16 protein-coding genes and 1 tRNA gene are annotated in these 17,012 nt (G+C 67.7%); 9 read left to right on the top strand and 8 right to left on the bottom strand.

What is annotated here, in order from left to right; genetic code table 11:
* The 5 genes from GY40_RS05700 to mnmA form a co-directional block, all read right to left on the bottom strand.
* A complete protein-coding gene (locus GY40_RS05700; protein WP_038359358.1) occupies positions 1-417 on the bottom strand; it encodes a RidA family protein in 417 nt (138 codons plus the stop codon).
* 42 nt (positions 418-459) lie between these two features.
* Positions 460-1,746, bottom strand: a complete 1,287-nt coding sequence (locus GY40_RS05695; protein ID WP_038360207.1) for a flavin-containing monooxygenase — start codon at positions 1,744-1,746, stop codon at positions 460-462.
* A gap of 358 nt (positions 1,747-2,104) precedes the next feature.
* A tRNA-Met gene (locus tag GY40_RS05690) sits at positions 2,105-2,181 on the bottom strand.
* Positions 2,182-2,286: 105 nt separating this feature from the next.
* Complete coding sequence (locus GY40_RS05685) at positions 2,287-2,928, bottom strand: class I SAM-dependent methyltransferase (protein WP_038359356.1); 642 nt, start codon at positions 2,926-2,928, stop codon at positions 2,287-2,289.
* Between the two features lie 42 nt (positions 2,929-2,970).
* On the bottom strand, positions 2,971-4,155 hold the full coding sequence (mnmA, locus tag GY40_RS05680; protein ID WP_038359355.1) for a tRNA 2-thiouridine(34) synthase MnmA: 1,185 nt from the start codon (positions 4,153-4,155) through the stop codon (positions 2,971-2,973).
* 234 nt (positions 4,156-4,389) lie between these two features.
* On the opposite strand from mnmA, the gene GY40_RS05675 reads away from it, so the two are divergent.
* The 8 genes from GY40_RS05675 to GY40_RS05640 all read left to right on the top strand — a co-directional run bounded on the left by GY40_RS05675 (position 4,390) and on the right by GY40_RS05640 (position 12,309).
* On the top strand, positions 4,390-5,874 hold the full coding sequence (locus tag GY40_RS05675; RefSeq protein WP_038359352.1) for a flagellar hook-length control protein FliK: 1,485 nt from the start codon (positions 4,390-4,392) through the stop codon (positions 5,872-5,874).
* A 15-nt stretch (positions 5,875-5,889) separates the two neighbouring features.
* Positions 5,890-6,555, top strand: coding sequence for a flagellar hook assembly protein FlgD (locus GY40_RS05670; RefSeq protein WP_038359350.1), 666 nt, complete (start codon positions 5,890-5,892; stop codon positions 6,553-6,555).
* 108 nt (positions 6,556-6,663) lie between these two features.
* Positions 6,664-6,939 carry a CtrA inhibitor SciP gene (locus GY40_RS05665; protein WP_038359348.1) on the top strand — a complete coding sequence of 92 codons (276 nt, stop codon included), beginning with the start codon at positions 6,664-6,666 and terminating at the stop codon, positions 6,937-6,939.
* Between the two features lie 200 nt (positions 6,940-7,139).
* Positions 7,140-8,837 (top strand): flagellar basal-body MS-ring/collar protein FliF, encoded by a 1,698-nt coding sequence (gene fliF, locus GY40_RS05660; RefSeq protein ID WP_038359345.1) that lies wholly within the window; start codon positions 7,140-7,142, stop codon positions 8,835-8,837.
* 86 nt (positions 8,838-8,923) lie between these two features.
* Positions 8,924-9,931, top strand: a complete 1,008-nt coding sequence (gene fliG, locus GY40_RS05655; protein ID WP_248311119.1) for a flagellar motor switch protein FliG — start codon at positions 8,924-8,926, stop codon at positions 9,929-9,931.
* A gap of 1 nt (position 9,932) precedes the next feature.
* Complete coding sequence (locus GY40_RS05650) at positions 9,933-10,532, top strand: FliH/SctL family protein (protein WP_051987542.1); 600 nt, start codon at positions 9,933-9,935, stop codon at positions 10,530-10,532.
* Positions 10,533-10,543: 11 nt separating this feature from the next.
* Positions 10,544-10,894: a flagellar motor switch protein FliN gene (gene fliN, locus GY40_RS05645; RefSeq protein WP_038359342.1), complete on the top strand. Its 351-nt coding sequence runs from the start codon at positions 10,544-10,546 to the stop codon at positions 10,892-10,894.
* Between the two features lie 44 nt (positions 10,895-10,938).
* Positions 10,939-12,309: a sigma-54-dependent transcriptional regulator FlbD gene (locus tag GY40_RS05640; protein ID WP_038359340.1), complete on the top strand. Its 1,371-nt coding sequence runs from the start codon at positions 10,939-10,941 to the stop codon at positions 12,307-12,309.
* A 15-nt stretch (positions 12,310-12,324) separates the two neighbouring features.
* Here the strand turns inward: GY40_RS05640 and GY40_RS05635 are convergent, their stop codons facing one another.
* The 3 genes from GY40_RS05635 to GY40_RS05625 form a co-directional block, all read right to left on the bottom strand.
* Positions 12,325-12,636, bottom strand: a complete 312-nt coding sequence (locus GY40_RS05635; RefSeq protein ID WP_197062698.1) for a hypothetical protein — start codon at positions 12,634-12,636, stop codon at positions 12,325-12,327.
* 139 nt (positions 12,637-12,775) lie between these two features.
* A complete protein-coding gene (locus GY40_RS05630; RefSeq protein ID WP_038359336.1) occupies positions 12,776-14,218 on the bottom strand; it encodes an MFS transporter in 1,443 nt (480 codons plus the stop codon).
* Positions 14,219-14,294: 76 nt separating this feature from the next.
* Entirely contained in the window at positions 14,295-14,600 is a 306-nt protein-coding gene (locus GY40_RS05625) for a hypothetical protein (RefSeq protein ID WP_038359334.1), read from the bottom strand.
* A 246-nt stretch (positions 14,601-14,846) separates the two neighbouring features.
* Between GY40_RS05625 and flhA the strand changes: the two genes are divergently transcribed.
* Positions 14,847-16,976, top strand: coding sequence for a flagellar biosynthesis protein FlhA (gene flhA, locus GY40_RS05620; protein WP_038359332.1), 2,130 nt, complete (start codon positions 14,847-14,849; stop codon positions 16,974-16,976).
* The last annotated feature ends 36 nt before the right edge of the window (positions 16,977-17,012 follow it).

The raw sequence follows: 17,012 nt of genomic DNA, 5'->3' as shown, positions 1-17,012 counted from the left end.
TCACTCCGGGATCACGGCGGTGCCGTCGATCTCGACGAGCCATTCCGGCCGGGCGAGCGCCTGCACCACGAGCCCGGTCGAGACCGGATGCACGCCTTTGATGTACTCGCCCATGGTGCGATAGACCGCCTCGCGATGGCGGACATCGGTGATGTAGACCACGACCTTGACCAGATGCTCCATCGAGCCGCCGGCCTCCTCGATCAGCTGCTTGATGTTCTGCATGACCTTATGGGTCTGTTCGACCGGGTCGTGGCTGTCGATGTTCTTGGCATCGTCGAGGTTCTGCGGGCACTGGCCGCGCAGCCAGACGATCTTGCCGCCCTGGGTGACGACCGCCTGGGCGAGGTCGTTGTCGAGCTTCTGCTCGGGATAGGTGTCCCTGGTGTTGAACTTGCGGATGCGGGTATGCGCCATGTCGGCCTCCGTCGGAACTCTGTGTTTCGTTGGTCGTAGCGGTCAGGCCGGTTCGAACTCGCGCCGGGCGGCCTCGTGATAGGCCATGTACTGCCGCTGGATCACGATCTGGTCGGCGACGTATTTCGCATCGTGCCAGACCCCCCAGATGAAGCTGGAGCCGCGCCGCGACTGCCAGGGCAGGCCGAGGAAGTAGATGCCGGGCTCGCAGGAGACGCCGCGCTGGTGCCTGGGCTTGCCGCTCTCGTCGAACGCGTCGACCTGCATCCAGCCATAATCGGCGAGGAAGCCCGTCGCCCAGATGATCGTGCCGATGCCGGCGTCCGCGAGATCGAGCGACAGGATCGGTCGGGCGATGCAGTCGGCATCCGGAACCCTGACGCGCGCCTGCGGCTCCTCGGGAAGATCGAGGCCGTTGCGGGCGACATAGGCGTCCGCCTCGTCGAGCAGAGCGTCGTGGTTCTCGTCGCCCGCCCGCAGGTTCTCGACGAGATCGGGAGCGAAGCGGATGACGCCGTCCGCACAGGATTCCGTGCGTCCGACCAGGACCATGCCCTGCGCGGCCAGGCGGCGGAAGTCGATGGTGTGGCCGCCCTGCGCGCCGCTGACGGCGATGGTGACATGCTCTTTGCCAGGCTCGCGCGCCGCGGCGTCCCATTTGCCGAGCACGCCCAGCCACCAGCAGAAGTCCCGGCCGCGATAGGCCCGCGGCGGCCGGTCATGCGGGCCGACCGAGAGATAGACGCGGCGACCCGCCTGCATCAGCTCTTCGGCGATCTGCGCGCCGGAGGAGCCGGAGCCCACGACCAGAACGGCGCCTTCCGGCAACTGGGCGGGATTGCGATAGCCGGTGGAATGCATCTGCAAGATGTCGGTCCCGGCCGGCACGACCGTCGGAATCACCGGCGTCTGGAAGGGGCCGGTCGCGGCGACGACGCGCTCGGCCTCGATCACGCCGTCCGACGTCTCCACGCGGAAGCCGGAGCGGCCGGCATTGCGTTCGACCTTCAGAACCTCGACGCCGCAGCGGATCGGCGCCGCGATCTTCTTCGCATAGGCGACGAAATAATCGGCGACCGTTTCCTTGCCGGGGAAGTCGTCCGGGCCGACGCCGCCTTCGACATCGGCGAAGGTCATGCCCGGGAAGCGATCGTGCCAGGCCGGTCCGTTGGCGACGAGGGAATCCCAACGCTCCGAACGCCAGCGCTCGGCGATGCGCTGCCGCTCCAGGACGAGATGAGGCACGCCGCATCGGCCCAGATGCTCGCTCATGGCGAGCCCCGCCTGGCCGGCGCCGATGACGAGCGTATCGACCTTCTCAACTGACATCATCCGCCCTTGCCGATCTCGAAAGCTTCCGCGCGAGGAGGCGCGCTACGGCATTGGTCTAGAGGGCGGCCCGAGCCTGGAAAAATACGAATTCTTGCGGCAGTGCTTAGGAAGCGCTGAAACGGTCGGATCGTCCGGGCGCGGCGAAGCGCTCGGGGAAGAAGGATGGCTCGGCCCGCGCCCTGCGAGCTTTACGGAGAAGAGTCGAAACCGCCCGCGCGACCTGATCGCGACAGCGACGGATCATTCGGCCGAGGCCGGGAAGGATTCAGAGATGTCTATCGAAAGGCCACCTGACGAAGCTCGTCGGCGGCGACCATTTCCCGACCCGCCGCATGGGGGGATAGGGGGGAATTGATGGTAGCGGGAGAGGGACTTGAACCCCCGACACGCGGATTATGATTCCGCTGCTCTAACCAGCTGAGCTACCCCGCCACATGTTCCGGCCGTCGCCGTCGGCGACCCGTCACAGGGGCGCGGTATAGGGGGCGGGGACGGCCCTCGTCAAGCCTCGTCCGGGATTATCCCGCGCGAGCCGGATCAGGTCGGGAGCGAGGCGCGCTTGCGCAGCCGCACGACCTTGAAATAGCCGCGGCCGATATGGACCGTGTCGTAGCGCCCGGTCCGGGCCGCCCAGTCCGTCAGGCGGCTGACCTTGAAGTCGCTGCTCCAGCCGATCGCCCGCGCCAGCGGCGCCACGGCCGCCCAGAAGGGCGCGAGCGCGCCGCCATCGTCGACGAGGCGGCTCGAGATGACGATCTCGCCACCCGGCTTCAGCACACGGTCCATCTCGGCCAGCGCCTGCTCGGGGTCAGGGACGAGCGTGATCACGAATTGCGCCGTCACCGCGTCGAAGCGCTCCGCCTCGAAGCCGAGCCGGCAGGCATCCATCACAGTCAGGCCGCGAACATGGCCAAGGCCGCCGGAAGCGACCTTGCGGTTCGCGACCTTCAGCATGTCGAGCGAGAGGTCGGCCCCGACGACGCGGGATTCCGGCGTGAAATAGGGCAGGGTCAGCCCGGTGCCGACGCCGATCTCGAGAATCTCGGGTCCGCAGGCGCAAGCCGCCGCCACGGCCTCGCGCTGCGGCCGGGACAGCATGCGCTGATAGATCTTGTCGTAGAACTTGGCCCAGGTGGCATAGGCGCGCTTCTGGGTTTCGAGGTGGTCTGTCACCGGCATCGACGATTCCGAACAGGCAAGGTGAGCGACGCGGCCGCTGCGTCAGGACAAGGCGAGCGCCGCCGGGGAGGGCGAGGCGGGCATGGCGAGCGGCCGGCGCAGGATCGTGCCGCCGCCGAGCACCTGCGCTCCGGGGCCGGCATCGGTATAGATGACGCAGGCCTGGCCGGGCGAGACGCCTTCCTCATCGGTGGCGAGCTCGATGCGCAGCCCCTCGTCGTCGCGGAAGAGCCGCGCCTCGCGCGGTGCACGCGTCGAGCGGACGCGCACGGCAACGTCGAGCCCTTCCGGCGGAAGCGCGTCGAGCGCCATGCCGCCGAGCCAGTTCAGATCACGCAGGCGGACCTCGCGCACGCTCAGCGCCTCGCGCGGACCGACGATGACGCGGGCGTCATCGGCATCGAGCCGCAGAACGTAAAGCGGCTCGGCGGCGCTGAGCCGCAAGCCCTTGCGCTGGCCGACGGTGTAGTGGAGCACGCCGTCATGCTGGCCGAGCACGCGCCCGTCGAGATGGACGATCTCGCCGGGGCGGGCGGCGCCGGGCTTCAGCCGCTCGATCACGTCGGCGTAGCGGCCGTTCGGGACGAAGCAGATGTCCTGGCTGTCGGGCTTGTCGGCAATGGCGAGGCCGAGCTCGGCGGCAAGCGCGCGGGTCTGCGCCTTGTCGATGCCGCCCAGCGGGAAGCGCAGCAGGTCGAGCTGCTCCTGCGTCGTGGCATAGAGGAAATAGCTCTGGTCGCGATTCATGTCGGCGGCGCGGAACAGGCCGCGATGGCCATCGCCGAGATCGCGGCTGACGACGTAATGGCCGGTCGCCAGCGCATCGGCGCCGAGTTCCTTCGCCAGATCGAGCAGGTCGCGGAACTTTACGGTCCGGTTGCACTCGACGCAGGGGATCGGCGTCTCGCCGGCGAGATAGCTCTCGGCGAAGCGCTCGATCACCGCGTCGCGGAAGCGGCTCTCGTAATCCAGCACATAGTGCGGGATGCCGATGGTCTCGGCGACGCGGCGGGCATCGTGGATATCCTGGCCGGCGCAGCAGGCGCCCGCCCGATGGACGGCCGCGCCGTGATCGTAAAGCTGCAGCGTGACGCCGACCACGTCGTAGCCCTCGCGCTTCAGCAAGGCGGCCACGACCGAGGAATCCACGCCGCCCGACATCGCCGCGACCACGCGCGTGGCCGAGGGCGGCTTGGCGATATCGAGGGAGTTGAGGGCCGTGGTCATTCGGGATCGAGGTTCAGGAGCGCGTTTCGCGCGATTGGCGGTTCTATATCGGCTTTGGCCGCCTGCGGCCAGCGCGATCGGCAAATCCTGCCGGCCCGATGGAGGTGAAGGCGGATTCTGCCGCCGGAAACGCAGGACGTGACGGGCTAAGCCATTGAAATATAGGCGGCCGCCCCTGGCGCGCAACTTGCTGACCGCAAGCGGGTGCCCTTTGCCCGCGTTGCGGAACCGTTCATGCCTGTCGAAACCGTGTTCAACACCTCGCCCGCCAAGGAGACGCCGGCGCCGCGCCGCCGTCCTGCCGAGGCCGGCGCTGCCGGAAGCGGCGAGGGCTTCTCCCTGCCGGAGACGGCCGACGCTTCGTCGGGCTCGCCGGAGCCGAAGAAGGGCGCGGCTGTCGACGGCACGCGGGCTGCAACTCAACCGCAGGACGCGAAGGCCGCGGCGGAGGCGACGGCCGGCAAGCCCGGCAAGGCCCCGGAATCTGCCGACGCGGCGACACCGACGCGCTCTCCGCCCGTCCAGCCGGATTCCTTCATCGGCACGCTGGCCGAGCTCCTCGCCGCCGCGCAGGGGCAGGGCGCCTCGCCGGAGGGCAAGGCCACCGGAACGGCGGAAGCCGGAGAGAAGGGCGGCAAGAAGGCCGGCGAGAACAAGGACAAGAAAGCCGAAGGCGCGGAGGCGGCGTCTGCGGACAAGGACGCCAGCGACAAGGTTTCCGGCGAAGCGGCGGTTGCGCCGGTGGATCAAAAGCCTGTCCCGCAGCCGGTCGCGGCAGTCCTGTCGCTGTCCTTGCCCGCAGCGACGGCTGGCGGCGAGAAGCCGGACGAGGCCGCGGCTGCGAAAGGCGGAGCCGTGCCGGTCGGAGCGGGGCCCGTCACGAAGGCACAGCTCCAGGCCGAACGCGCCCTTGCGGCTCAGGCCGGCAGTGCCGATGCGTCGGCGGGCAAGCCGGCTTTCGGCGCCGCGCTGACCGGAGCCACGCCGGGCGAGAGCTCGCAGCATGCTGGGCAAGCCCACAAGTCCGTCGATGCCGATGCCGCCGTTGCCGGCGCGAAGGCGGATGCCGCGCAGGGGCTTCCTGCCCAGGGGCCTGCTGTCGTGGCCGGCGAAGCCAAGCCGGCCGAAGCCGCGCAGCAGGCGCTGGCGCCGATCGACCTTACCACGCTGGTCCAGCAGGCGGTGGGGGGGACCGGGACGGTCCACTCCCTGTCGCCGCTCGACCAGGCTGCTGCCACGCCGAACCCCGCCCTGCCGTCCGGAGCAGGTCAGGCCGCGCTCCCGGCGACGCCCCTGCATGTCGTGCCGATCGAGATCGGCCTGCGCGCGCTTTCGGGCGCCCGGCAATTCGATATCCGGCTCGATCCCGACGAGCTCGGGCGCGTCGACGTCAATCTCTCCATTTCCGACAAGGGCGAGGTCAGCGCCCGCCTCGTCGTCGACCGCGTCGAGACCCTGCATCTGCTGCAGCGCGATGCGCGCACGCTGGAGCGGGCCTTCGAGCAGGCAGGGCTCAAGCCCTCCGATAGCGGCATCGATATCAGCCTGCGCGATCCGTCCGACCAATCCGCCTTCCGGCAGCATCGCCAGCAGGAGGAGGCGCCGCAGCGTTCGCGCCAGCCTTCCCTTGCCGAGGCCGGCGACGATGCCGTTCTTCCCACGACACCCGTGCCGCAGCGCCGCCTCGTGCGGCTCGGCGGCGTCGATCTCAGCATCTGAGCGAGGACAGACAACATGGCCGTTTCAGGTGTGAATGGATCCTCCGGCTCTTCGAATACGTCGAGCAGCTCCTCGAGCAGCAGTTCGATCGCGGGCAATTTCGACCAGTTCCTGCTGCTGCTGACGACGCAGCTCAAGAACCAGTCGCCGCTCGACCCGATGGACACCAACCAGTTCACCGCGCAGCTCGTGCAGTTCGCCGGCGTCGAGCAGCAGCTCAAGACCAACGATACGCTGGGCTCGCTGCTGAGCCTCAGCGCGGCCGGCACGGCGACGAATGCGGTCAGCTTCGTCGGCTCCAACATCACGGCGGACGGAGCGACCGCTCTCCTGAAGGACGGCAACGCGTCCTGGAAGGTCAATTCCTCAGCCGCCGGCCAGGCCACGATCACGATCAAGGATTCGAACGGCAGCGTCGTGCAGACGATGACCCGCAGCCTCGCGGCCGGCGACCAGAGCCTGGGCTGGGACGGGACGACCTCGATCGGCACGAAGGCGCCGGACGGCGCCTATACCGTCAGCATCCAGGGCACGAGCGTCGCCGGGCAAAGCCTGACGGTGAAGACGCAGATCAGCGGCGTGGTCGACGGCGTCGATTTCACCACCTCGATTCCAAGCCTCAAGATCGGCTCCATCAGCGTGCCGCTCGACAAGGTGAAGAGCGTCACCCGGTCCGAATGAGGTGACGCGAATCAGACGCGGACATCCCGCGCGATCGTTTTAGGTAAATCTTAAAACCGGAAGGTTAGGCTCGCCTTCAGTAGCTCTGTTGAGTTGTGTGAGTGTACCATGACCGAGCCATTGCGACCGCGGGTTAAATACGTGATCGGACCGGACGGAAGTCCGCTGACGATCGCGGATCTCCCGCCGATGAATACAAGGCGCTGGGTCATCCGGCGCAAGGCGGAGGTGGTCGCGGCGGTTCGCGGCGGCCTGCTCAGCCTCGAGGAAGCCTGCCAGCGTTACACTCTGACGGTCGACGAGTTCCTGAGCTGGCAGATGTCGATCGACCAGCATGGGCTCGCCGGTCTGCGCACGACCCGCATCCAGCACTACCGCCAGTAAGCCGGCGGCATCCTCCCCCGTTTTTCAGGGCGTCGGTCTCCGGACCGGCGCCTTTTTCGTCTGCGCCGGCCCCGGCTCGTCAAATGATTAATGGGATGGAGGCAAAAATTAACCGCCCGCTAACCATGCGCTGGGAAAAACTTGCCTAGTGGGCGGCGCAACTCGCGCAGCCCCCGCGGCTTTGTGGAACGGATGGCGGCGTGAGCGGGCTTATCGAGCAGTTTGCGAAATTCGGTGCGGCGCGTCTGGCGGCGATGCTGGCCGTCACGCTCGTGCTCGTCGGCTTCTTCGGCTTCGTCATGCTCAAGATGTCGCAGCCGGCGATGAGCGTGCTGTTCTCCGATCTCTCCAGCCAGGACACGAGCGCGATCCTCAAGGATCTCGACGCGCGCGGGATCAAATACGAATTGCGCGGCGACGGGCAGACGGTGCTGGTGCCCAAGGACGACGTGCCGCGCCTGCGGCTCGACCTCGCCGGCAAGGGCATCCCGGCCGGCGGCGGCGTCGGCTACGAGATCTTCGACAAGGGCGACGCCTTCTCCTCCACCAGCTTCGTGCAGAACATCAACCATCTGCGCGCGCTGGAGGGCGAGCTGTCGCGCACCATCCGCTCGATCAGCCGGGTGCAGGCGGCGCGCGTGCATCTCGTCATTCCCGAGCGGCGCCTGTTCGAGCGTGACCGCGAGCCGCCGCGCGCCTCGATCGCGCTCAAGCTCGCCGGCGATCTCGATGCCGCCCAGGTCCGGGCGGTCCGCCATCTCGTCGCCTCCGCCGTGGACGGGCTGAAGCCGGAGCGCGTCTCGATCGTCGATGAGCGCGGCCGGCTGCTGGCCGACGGCGCTCGGGACGAGCAGAGCATTCTGGGGCTCGGCCTCGACGAGCGCCAGACCGCGATCGAGAAGCGCATCAAGTCGCAGGTCGAGGATATCGTCGCTGGCGTGGTCGGCTCCGGCCGGGCGCGGGTGCAGGTCTCGGCCACGCTCGATGCGAACCGGGTCGAGAGCCGTTCCGAGAGCTTCGATCCGGAAAGCCGCGTCGTCCGCTCCAGCCAGAACCGCACCGAGGCTTCGGCGACGGCTGAGGGCGGCAACGGCACCGTCACCGTCGGCAACGAACTCCCCGGCGCGCAGCAGACGAACGGCGCGCAGCAGAACCAGCGCGATTCCTCCTCGAAGAACGAGGAGGTGGTGAATTACGAGATCTCGAAGACGACCCGCACGGAGCTGCAGGAGGGCGGGCGCATCAAGAAGCTCTCCGTCGCCGTGCTCGTCGACGGCAACTACAACCGCGGCCAGAACGGCGAGATGGCCTATCAGCCGCGCGGCAACGAGGAGCTCGACCGGATCAGCGAGCTGGTGCGCACCGCCGTCGGCTTCGACCAGAATCGCGGCGACAAGGTCGAGGTCGTCAATCTGCGCTTCGCCGAGGCGCCGCAGGCTCCGGGCGACCTGACCGAGCCGACGCTGATGCAGCAGCTCCTGTCGTTTAGCCGCGAGGACCTCGTCCGCTTCGCCGAGCTCGGCGTCATCTCGCTGCTCACGCTGATCGTTCTGATGACCGTCGTGCGTCCCCTGCTGAAGCAGGTGCTTGCGTCCGACAACAGCGTCGGCGTGCGGCCGATCCCGAGCTTCATGCGCAACGGGACGCTGGTCGGGCCGGATGGCGAGCCCACCGGTGATCCGGCGGTGCCCGGCCGTGCCGTGGCCACGGTCGGTCCGAATGGCGAGCTCGTTTCGTCCGAGGTCGAGATGCCCTCGGAGCGCATGCTCGCCATCGCCCAGGTCAAGGGCCAGCTCAAGGCGCAGTCGGTCGAGAAGATCGGCGCGCTCGTCTCCCAGAACCCGGCCGATTCTGTCGCGGTGCTGCGGAGCTGGATCCATGAGCGAGCACCGGCATGACGGGCCGCTGAACCATGGCAGACACACGCTCCCTCGCGACGCGCAGCACCGGCCTTCCCGACGCCATCGAGGGCGGCGGCTTCGGCATGATGACGATCGCCCAGATGACCGGGCCGCAGCGCGCCGCCGTGATCCTGCTCGTTCTCGGCGAGGAGCACGGCAAGACGATCTGGCAGGAATTCGACGACGACGAGATCCGCATCATCACCCGCGCCATGGCCGAGCTCGGCACCGTCGATGCCGACGAGGTCGAGCGGCTGATGCTGGACTTCGTCGGCAAGCTCTCCAGCGCCGGCGCCGTCACCGGCTCCTTCGACCGCACCATCTCGCTGCTCGAGAAGATCCTGCCGAGCGATCAGGTCGCCCTGATCATGGAGGAGATCCGCGGGCCGGCCGGCCGCAACATGTGGCAGAAGCTCGGCAATATCGATGCCGTGGTGCTCGCGAACTTCCTCAAGAACGAATACCCGCAGACCATCGCGGTGATCCTGTCCAAGATCCGGCCGGAGCATGCCGCCAATGTGCTGCGCAACCTGCCCGGCGATCTCTCGATCGAGGTGGTCGGCCGGATGCTGCGGCTTGAATCCGTGCAGAAGGAAGCGCTCGACCATATCGAGAACACGCTGCGCACCGAATTCGTCTCGACCTTGACCCAGACGCGCCGGCGCGACCCGCACGAGATGATGGCCGAGATCTTCAACGGCTTCGACCGGCAGACGGAAATCCGCTTCCTGTCCGCGCTCGACGCCTCCAACCAGGAAGCGGCCGAGCGCATCCGCGCCCTGATGTTCACCTTCGAGGATCTGTCCAAGCTCGATCCCGCCGGGTTGCAGACGCTGATGCGGCAGGTCGACAAGGACGTCCTGGCGCGCGCGCTCAAGGGCGCCAGCCAGCCGATGCGCGACTTCTTCTTCGGCGCCATGTCCCAGCGCGCCGCCAAGAACATGCAGGACGACATGGAAGGGCTGGGTCCCTTGCGCCTCAAGGAGGTCGACGAGGCCCAGACCAAGCTGGTGACGTTGACCAAGGACCTCGCCGACAAGGGCGAGATCGTGCTGTCGAAGGGTAATGCCGAAGACGAGTTGGTGTACTGAGATGGCAAAGGCGACCGCGACGAAATTCATGTTCGGGACCGACTTCCGCGAGGGCAGCCGCAAGGCCGCCAGCGAGGCCGATCTCGGCGCGGCCCGGGCCGAGGGGTTCCACGCCGGCCTGGAGCAGGGCCGCAACGAGGCCGAGGGCCAGCTCAGCGGATTTGCGGGGCAGCTCGTGCGCTCGGCAGAGCGGCTCTTCGCGCTGGAGGCGGCGCGCATGGCCACCATCGAGGAGCAGGCGGCGCAGGTCGCTCTCGCTGCGGCGAAGGCGCTCGCCGGCGCGGCCCTGGCCGAGAAGCCGATGGCGGCGCTGGAGCAGGCCGTGCGCGAATGCATCGTCCATGCGCGGCAGGCGCCGCATCTCGTCCTGCGCGTCCCCGAGGCGTCGGTCGAGACGGCGGAGGAGCTCGTCAAGCGGATGACGCGGGAGCACGGCTTCGCCGGGCGCCTGATCGTGCTGGGCGAAGCCGATATCCGCCCCGGCGACGGGCGGATCGAATGGGCCGAAGGCGGCTTCGTGATGGATGGCGAACAGCTCTCGGCGCTGATCGAGCAGGCGGTCGCCAGTGTTTTCCCCGGTGGCAGCCGTCCCGGGCAGTGAAGGTTTGAGCCATGAGCCAGCAGAACGATCTCAATCTGCCGCCCCTCAACCAGGCTGATCTGTCGTTCGATCAGAACGATACCTCGGTTGCGCGTTCGGGCCCGGTGCCGGTCAAGACGGCGGAGGATCTGGAACAGGTCTTCGACGTGCCGGTCACGGTTTCGGCCGTGCTCGGCTCCTCGAAGGTGGCGGTCGGCGATCTCCTCCAGATCGTGCCCGGCACCGTGCTGGAGCTCGACCGGCGGGTCGGCGAGGCGATCGACATCTTCGTCAACGAGCGCCTGGTGGCGCGCGGCGAGGTCGTCGTCGTGGAGGAGCGGCTCGGCGTGACCATGACCGAAATCATCAAGGCGGACCGGTGAACGTGCGGCCGCCTTCACGAACAGCAAGCAAAAGGACCTGAGCCATGCGCCTCATCATTGCCGGCGGTCTCAAGGGACAGATCATCGCCGCGGCCAAGATCGCGATGTCGCACGGTGCGGCTGTGACCCATACCGAAGGGCTCGACCAGACGCTCGCGGTGCTGCGCGCCAAGGGCGCCGATCTGCTGATGATCGACGTGGTGCAGCCGATCGCGGCCTATGTGGCGGCGCTGGAAGCGGAGCGCATCCGTACGCCCATCATCGCCTGCGGCACCTCGACCGATGCCCGCGCGGCGGTCGCCGCTATCCAGGCCGGCGCGCGCGAATACGTGCCGCTGCCGCCGGACCCGGAGCTGATCGCGGCCGTGCTGGAGGCCGTGGCGGCCGATCAGACCAGCCTGATCTGGCGCGACCCGGCGATGGAGCGCGTCGTCCAGCTCGCCTCGCAGATCGCGCGCTCGGAGGCGCCCGTGCTCGTCACCGGCGAGAGCGGTACCGGCAAGGAGGTGATCGCACGCCATTTGCACCAGAAATCGGCCCGCAAGGACAGGCCCTTCGTCGCGGTGAACTGCGCGGCGATTCCCGACAATCTGCTCGAATCCGAACTGTTCGGCCATGAGAAGGGCGCCTTCACCGGTGCCATCGCCCGCCGCGTCGGCAAGTTCGAGGAGGCCAATGGCGGCACGCTCTTGCTCGACGAGATCTCGGAGATGGATGTCCGTCTGCAGGCGAAGCTGCTGCGCGCCCTGCAGGAGCGGATGATCGACCGCGTCGGCGGCGCCCAGCCGGTCAAGGTCGATATCCGCATCATCGCGACCTCGAACCGCAATCTGGGGGATGCGGTGCGCGAAGGCTCTTTCCGCGAGGACCTGTTCTACCGGCTCAATGTCGTGCATCTGCGCCTGCCGGCGCTGCGCGAGCGGCCGGGCGACATCCTGGCGCTCGCCGAGCATTTCGGAAAGAAATACGCCGAGGTGAACGGCTTGCCGGCCCGGCCGATCGCGACTGACGCGCGCAAGCTGCTGCTGGCCAATGCCTGGCGGGGCAATGTTCGCGAGCTGGAAAACACCATGCATCGCGCGGTGCTGCTGGCGAGCGGGCCGGAGATCACGGCTTCGGCTGTCCTAACGCCCGAAGGCGAGGCGCTCGGGCCTGCCGCCACGGTTTCGCGGGATGCCGCGGGCCGGGCCGCGCAGACGGCGGAGGCGATGACGCGTTCCCTGGTCGGCCACACCGTCGCCGATGTCGAGCGGGAGCTCATCCTCGACACGCTCGACCATTGCCTGGGCAACCGGACGCATGCAGCCAAGATCCTCGGGATCTCGATCCGCACGCTGCGCAACAAGCTCGGCGAATACACCGCCTCCGGCATCCCTGTGGCGGAGCCGGGTCAGACCCGCATCAGCGCGGCCTGACCCGGAGAGCGGTTCCTACCAGCGCCGACGATAATAGTAGCGCGGGCGGGCATAATAGCGGGGCCGGTAGTAGTAGCGCGGCCGATAATAGGGCCGCCGGTAGTAGCGATAGCGCGGCCGGCGGTAGTAGTAGTACTGGCTGAATTCGGCGTCGGTCTTGTCCAGCGCCTCCTTCGTCTCCACCGGGACGGCTTCGGCGTCCTTGAGCGGCGCGCCTTCCGGCGGCAATATCCGAGCCGGCTGCGCGGCTTCGGCGGCGGCGATCCCGCCAAGGCCGGCGGCGGCAAAGCCCCCGACCAATGTCATCAGGAATGAGCGTCTGTCCACGACGGCCTCCAGACTGTCTTCACCACATCTCCCCCTGCATTCATAAGGGCGGAATGCAGGTGGGGAGTAATGCATTTAAATGATGATTTGTTCCCTCTGACGTCTTTTCGGCCCGCATGGTTATTGCCTGCGCGGAACCTCAATCCACTGCGTTAAGAGGCCGCGCGACGCTTTCGAGCGGTTGGCGCTCGGCCCGCACCGCGAAGCGCGCCGCGATGACGGCCGCGGCGAGCATCAGCGCCGCGCCGAGCAGATAGCCGCCGAAGACGCTGCCGCGCGAGCCGGTGTCGATCAGGATGCCGAAGAGCCAGGGGCCGGCGATGCCGCCCGCGCCGGTGCCGATCGCGTAGAACACGGCGATGGCGAGCGCCCGCATCTCGACCGGGAAGGTCTCGGACACCGTGAGATAGGCCGAGCTCGCCGCTGCCGAGGCGAAGAAGAAGACGACGCTCCAGCACAGGGTGAGATGAGAGGCTGTGAGCCAGTCGCGCCAGAACAGATAGCCGGTGCCGGTCAGGAGCAGGCCTGAGAGCGCATAGGTCGCGGCGATCATGAAGCGCCGGCCCCGGGTGTCGAAGAAGCGTCCGATCAGCAGGGGACCGAGGAAATTGCCGGCCGCGAAGGGCAGGATGAACCAGCCGACCGCCTGCGACGACACATGATAGAAATCGGTTAGGATCAGCGCGTAGGTGAAGAAGATCGCGTTGTAGAAGAAGGCCTGCGAGACCATCAGCGCGAGGCCGACCAGCGCCCTGTCGCGATGCAGGACGAAGAGTGCGCGGAAGACCTCGCGCAGCGGCGTCGCGGCGCGCGGGCGCAGCCGGGTCGGCGGCAGGACTTCTCCGGCGGGCGGGATGAAGCCGGAGCGGCGCTCGATATCGGCCACGATCGCGGCGGCGCGCTCATGGTGGCCGTGGCTGATCAGCCAGCGCGGGCTTTCGGGAATCCATTGCCTGAGGATCAGGATGACGAGGCCGAGCACGGCACCGATGAAGAAGGCGAGCCGCCAGCCATGCTCGGGCTCGATATGGGCGGGGTCGAGCAGCACGATGGCGCCGAGTGCGCCCAGCGCGGCGCCGACCCAGAAGGAGCCGTTGATGACGAGATCGGTCCAGCCACGGACGCGGGCGGGGATCAGTTCCTGAATCGTCGAATTGATCGCCGTGTATTCGCCGCCGATGCCCATCCCCGTGAGGAAGCGGAAGGCGAGGAAGCTCCACAGGTTCCAGGAGAACGCGGTGGCGGCCGTGGCCGTGAGATAGACCAGGACGGTGATGGTGAAGAGCTTCTTGCGGCCCAGCCGATCGGTGAGCCAGCCGAAGAAGACGGCGCCCAGCACGGCGCCGGCGATATAGGCGGCGCCCGCCATGCCGATCTCGGTATTGGTGAATTTGAGGACCGGGCTTTCCTTCAGCGCTCCCGACACCGCGCCGGCGAGAGTGACCTCGAGCCCGTCGAGAATCCAGGTGATGCCGAGCGCGACCACGACGAGGGTGTGGAACCGCGACCAGGGCAGGCGGTCCAGCCGCGCCGGCACGTCGGTTTCGATGACGCCTTCCCGGCTTCTGTCCGGCGCTGTCATGCCGGCGTCCTCCAATCGTTCTGGCGGTGTGCCTCGAAGGGAAGGGGCGGCACCGATCGGCGCCGCCCCTCGGCTGTCAGCGGACGTAGTAGACGCGGCCGTTGCGGACCACGCGGCGCGGGCGGCGATGCATTGGCGGATGCCGCCGGTGATGCATGGGCGGAGGGGGGCGGCGGTGATGGCGCGGCCGCCCGTGATAATACTGGGTGAAGGCCGCGTCGGTCTCGTCGAGGCCGGCCTTGAGAGCGGGGTCTATGGCGCCGGCGGCAGGTTCGACAGGCGACGGGGCCGTTTCGACCAGGTTCTTCGCCAGGGCGGCACCGCCGATGCCGGCAACCGCGAGACCACCGAAAAGGCTCGTCAGAAAGGATCGTCTGTTCAAGATTTCCTCCGATATCGTTGGGATTTGGCAGGGTCTTGCCGCCCGCCGGCAAGTTGGAACGGCGAATGCGGCCACAACGCGGCCTTTCGATAACCATCCGTTCATCGGAAGGTTCCGGCCCGACATTCTTTCGCGTCTTAACAATTCGTTCACCATGAACCCGGCAAGAATTGCCGGGTCGCGCTCCGCTCCGGAGCGCGCGGCGTCCGTACGCGGATGACGACCGGCGAGAGGGCGGGGCGGTCGATGACCGATGTGACGGCAGGTCAGGGAGGCGGCTTCAACCTTCCCGATCGCAACGCGATGGGAAAGCTGTTCAACCGTCCGGACTTGTTCCTGGCGATCGGCGTCATGGGCATCCTGGTGGTGCTCATCTTCCCGATGCCGGCGGTCCTGCTCGACCTGTTGCTGGCGCTGTCGATCATCCTGTCGGTGCTGGTGCTGATGACGGCGCTCTTCATCGAGGAGCCGCTGGAGTTCTCGGCCTTCCCGACGGTGCTGCTCATCGTCACCATGTTCCGGCTGGCGCTGAACCTCGCCTCGACGCGCCTCATTCTCGCCCATGGCCATGAAGGCACCTCTGCGGCGGGGCATGTCATCGAGGCCTTCGCCGGCTTCGTGATGAGCGGCAATTTCGTGATCGGGGTGATCGTCTTCACCATCCTGATCATCGTCAATTTCGTCGTCATCACCAAGGGTTCGGGCCGTATCGCTGAGGTCGCCGCACGGTTCTCGCTCGATGCAATGCCGGGCAAGCAGATGGCGATCGATGCCGACCTCTCCGCCGGGCTGATCGACCAGGAGACGGCGAAGCTGCGGCGCCGCGCGCTCGAAGACGAATCCTCCTTCTTCGGCTCGATGGACGGCGCCTCGAAATTCGTGCGCGGCGATGCCATCGCCGGCCTGCTCATCACCTTCATCAACGTGCTCGGCGGCATCATCATCGGCGTGGCGCAGCAGGGGCTGAGCTTCGGCCAGGCGGCGCACAACTACACCCAGCTCACGGTGGGTGACGGGCTGGTCAGCCAGATCCCGGCGCTGATCGTCTCGACCGCCGCCGGCCTGCTCGTCTCGAAGGCGGGCGTGCGCGGCGCGGCCGACAAGGCGCTCGGCAAGCAGCTCTCGGGCTATCCGAAGGCGCTCGGCATGTCGGCGGCTGTGATGCTGCTGATCGCGGTCCTGCCCGGCATCCCGATGCTGCCCTTCCTGCTGCTGGCGGGCGGCGCCGCTTTTCTGGCCCGCCATTTCGGCCGCGCCGCCAAGCAGCGCGCCGATGAGACGGCGCAGGCGGAGGCGGCGCAGGCCAGCGGGGCGGTGATGCCCGACGGCACGCCGCGCGAGGAGACGCTGAACGACCTCCTCAAGATGGACGAGCTCAAGATCGAGATCGGCTATGCGCTGCTGCCGCTGGTCAACGCGCCGGGCGGGCAGGACCGCCTGACCGATCAGGTCCGGGCGCTGCGGCGCCAGCTCGCAGCGGAGCTCGGCTTCGTCATGCCGGCGGTCAGGATCGTCGACAACGTCCAGCTCGAGGCGAACCACTACTACATCAAGATCAAGGAGATCGATGCCGGCCATGGCATCGTCTATGCCGGCCAGTATATGGCGATGGACCCGATGGGCGGCACGGTGAACCTGCCCGGCCACAATGTGCTCGAGCCGACCTTCGGCCTGCCGGCGACCTGGATCGACTCGGCGCTGCAGGATGAGGCGCAACTGCGCGGCTATACCGTCGTCGACGCCGCGACGGTGATCTCGACGCATCTCACCGAGGTGCTGAAGTCGAACATGCCGGAGCTGCTCTCGCATGCCGAGGTGCAGAAGCTGCTGCGTGAATTGCCGAAGGACCATGCCGATCTCATCAAGGAGATCGTGCCGAACCAGATCTCGACCACCGGCATTCAGCGCGTGCTGCAATTGCTGCTGGCCGAGCGCATCTCGATCCGTGATCTCGGCACCATCATCGAGGGCATCGCGGAGGTCGCGGGCGGGATCAAGAACCCGCGCGACATCGCCGAGCATGTCCGCGCCCGGCTCGCCCGCCAGATCTGCGCGCAATTCTCCGACGGCAACGGCGTGCTGCCGATCATCACGCTGTCGCCGGCCTGGGAAAGCGTCTTCGCCGAATCGATCATCGGCCAGGGCGAGGATCGCCATCTCGCCATGCAACCCTCGCGGCTGCAGGAGTTCGTCCGCCATGTCCGCGACAAGTTCGAGGACGCGGCGCGCATCGGCGAAATGCCGGCGCTCGTCACCTCCGGCATGGCGCGTCCCTTCGCCCGGCAGATCATCGAGCGCTTCCGGCGCGAGACGCCCGTGCTGTCGCAGAGCGAGATTCATCCCCGCGCGCGGTTGAAGACGGTCGGCAGCGTCTAGCGCTCCTCCCGACGAAGGCTGGCCTTCCTGTCGGGT

Origin of the sequence: Allobosea sp. UNC402CLCol (assembly GCF_000745475.1) — a bacterium.
Taxonomy (GTDB): domain Bacteria; phylum Pseudomonadota; class Alphaproteobacteria; order Rhizobiales; family Beijerinckiaceae; genus Allobosea; species Allobosea spartocytisi.
The sequence above is the reverse complement of the archived record's forward strand: the minus strand, read 5'-3'. Positions and strand labels throughout refer to the sequence as shown.

Coding starts and splice junctions, on each gene's coding strand:
- flhA (WP_038359332.1), top strand. CDS start 14,847: ATGACCGATGTGACGGCAGGTCAGGGAGGCGGCTTCAACCTTCCCGAT.
- GY40_RS05685 (WP_038359356.1), bottom strand. CDS start 2,928: ATGCCGGTGACAGACCACCTCGAAACCCAGAAGCGCGCCTATGCCACC.
- GY40_RS05665 (WP_038359348.1), top strand. CDS start 6,664: ATGACCGAGCCATTGCGACCGCGGGTTAAATACGTGATCGGACCGGAC.
- GY40_RS05650 (WP_051987542.1), top strand. CDS start 9,933: ATGGCAAAGGCGACCGCGACGAAATTCATGTTCGGGACCGACTTCCGC.
- GY40_RS05630 (WP_038359336.1), bottom strand. CDS start 14,218: ATGACAGCGCCGGACAGAAGCCGGGAAGGCGTCATCGAAACCGACGTG.
- GY40_RS05670 (WP_038359350.1), top strand. CDS start 5,890: ATGGCCGTTTCAGGTGTGAATGGATCCTCCGGCTCTTCGAATACGTCG.
- GY40_RS05675 (WP_038359352.1), top strand. CDS start 4,390: ATGCCTGTCGAAACCGTGTTCAACACCTCGCCCGCCAAGGAGACGCCG.
- mnmA (WP_038359355.1), bottom strand. CDS start 4,155: ATGACCACGGCCCTCAACTCCCTCGATATCGCCAAGCCGCCCTCGGCC.
- fliG (WP_248311119.1), top strand. CDS start 8,924: ATGATGACGATCGCCCAGATGACCGGGCCGCAGCGCGCCGCCGTGATC.
- GY40_RS05640 (WP_038359340.1), top strand. CDS start 10,939: ATGCGCCTCATCATTGCCGGCGGTCTCAAGGGACAGATCATCGCCGCG.
- GY40_RS05700 (WP_038359358.1), bottom strand. CDS start 417: ATGGCGCATACCCGCATCCGCAAGTTCAACACCAGGGACACCTATCCC.
- fliN (WP_038359342.1), top strand. CDS start 10,544: ATGAGCCAGCAGAACGATCTCAATCTGCCGCCCCTCAACCAGGCTGAT.
- GY40_RS05695 (WP_038360207.1), bottom strand. CDS start 1,746: ATGTCAGTTGAGAAGGTCGATACGCTCGTCATCGGCGCCGGCCAGGCG.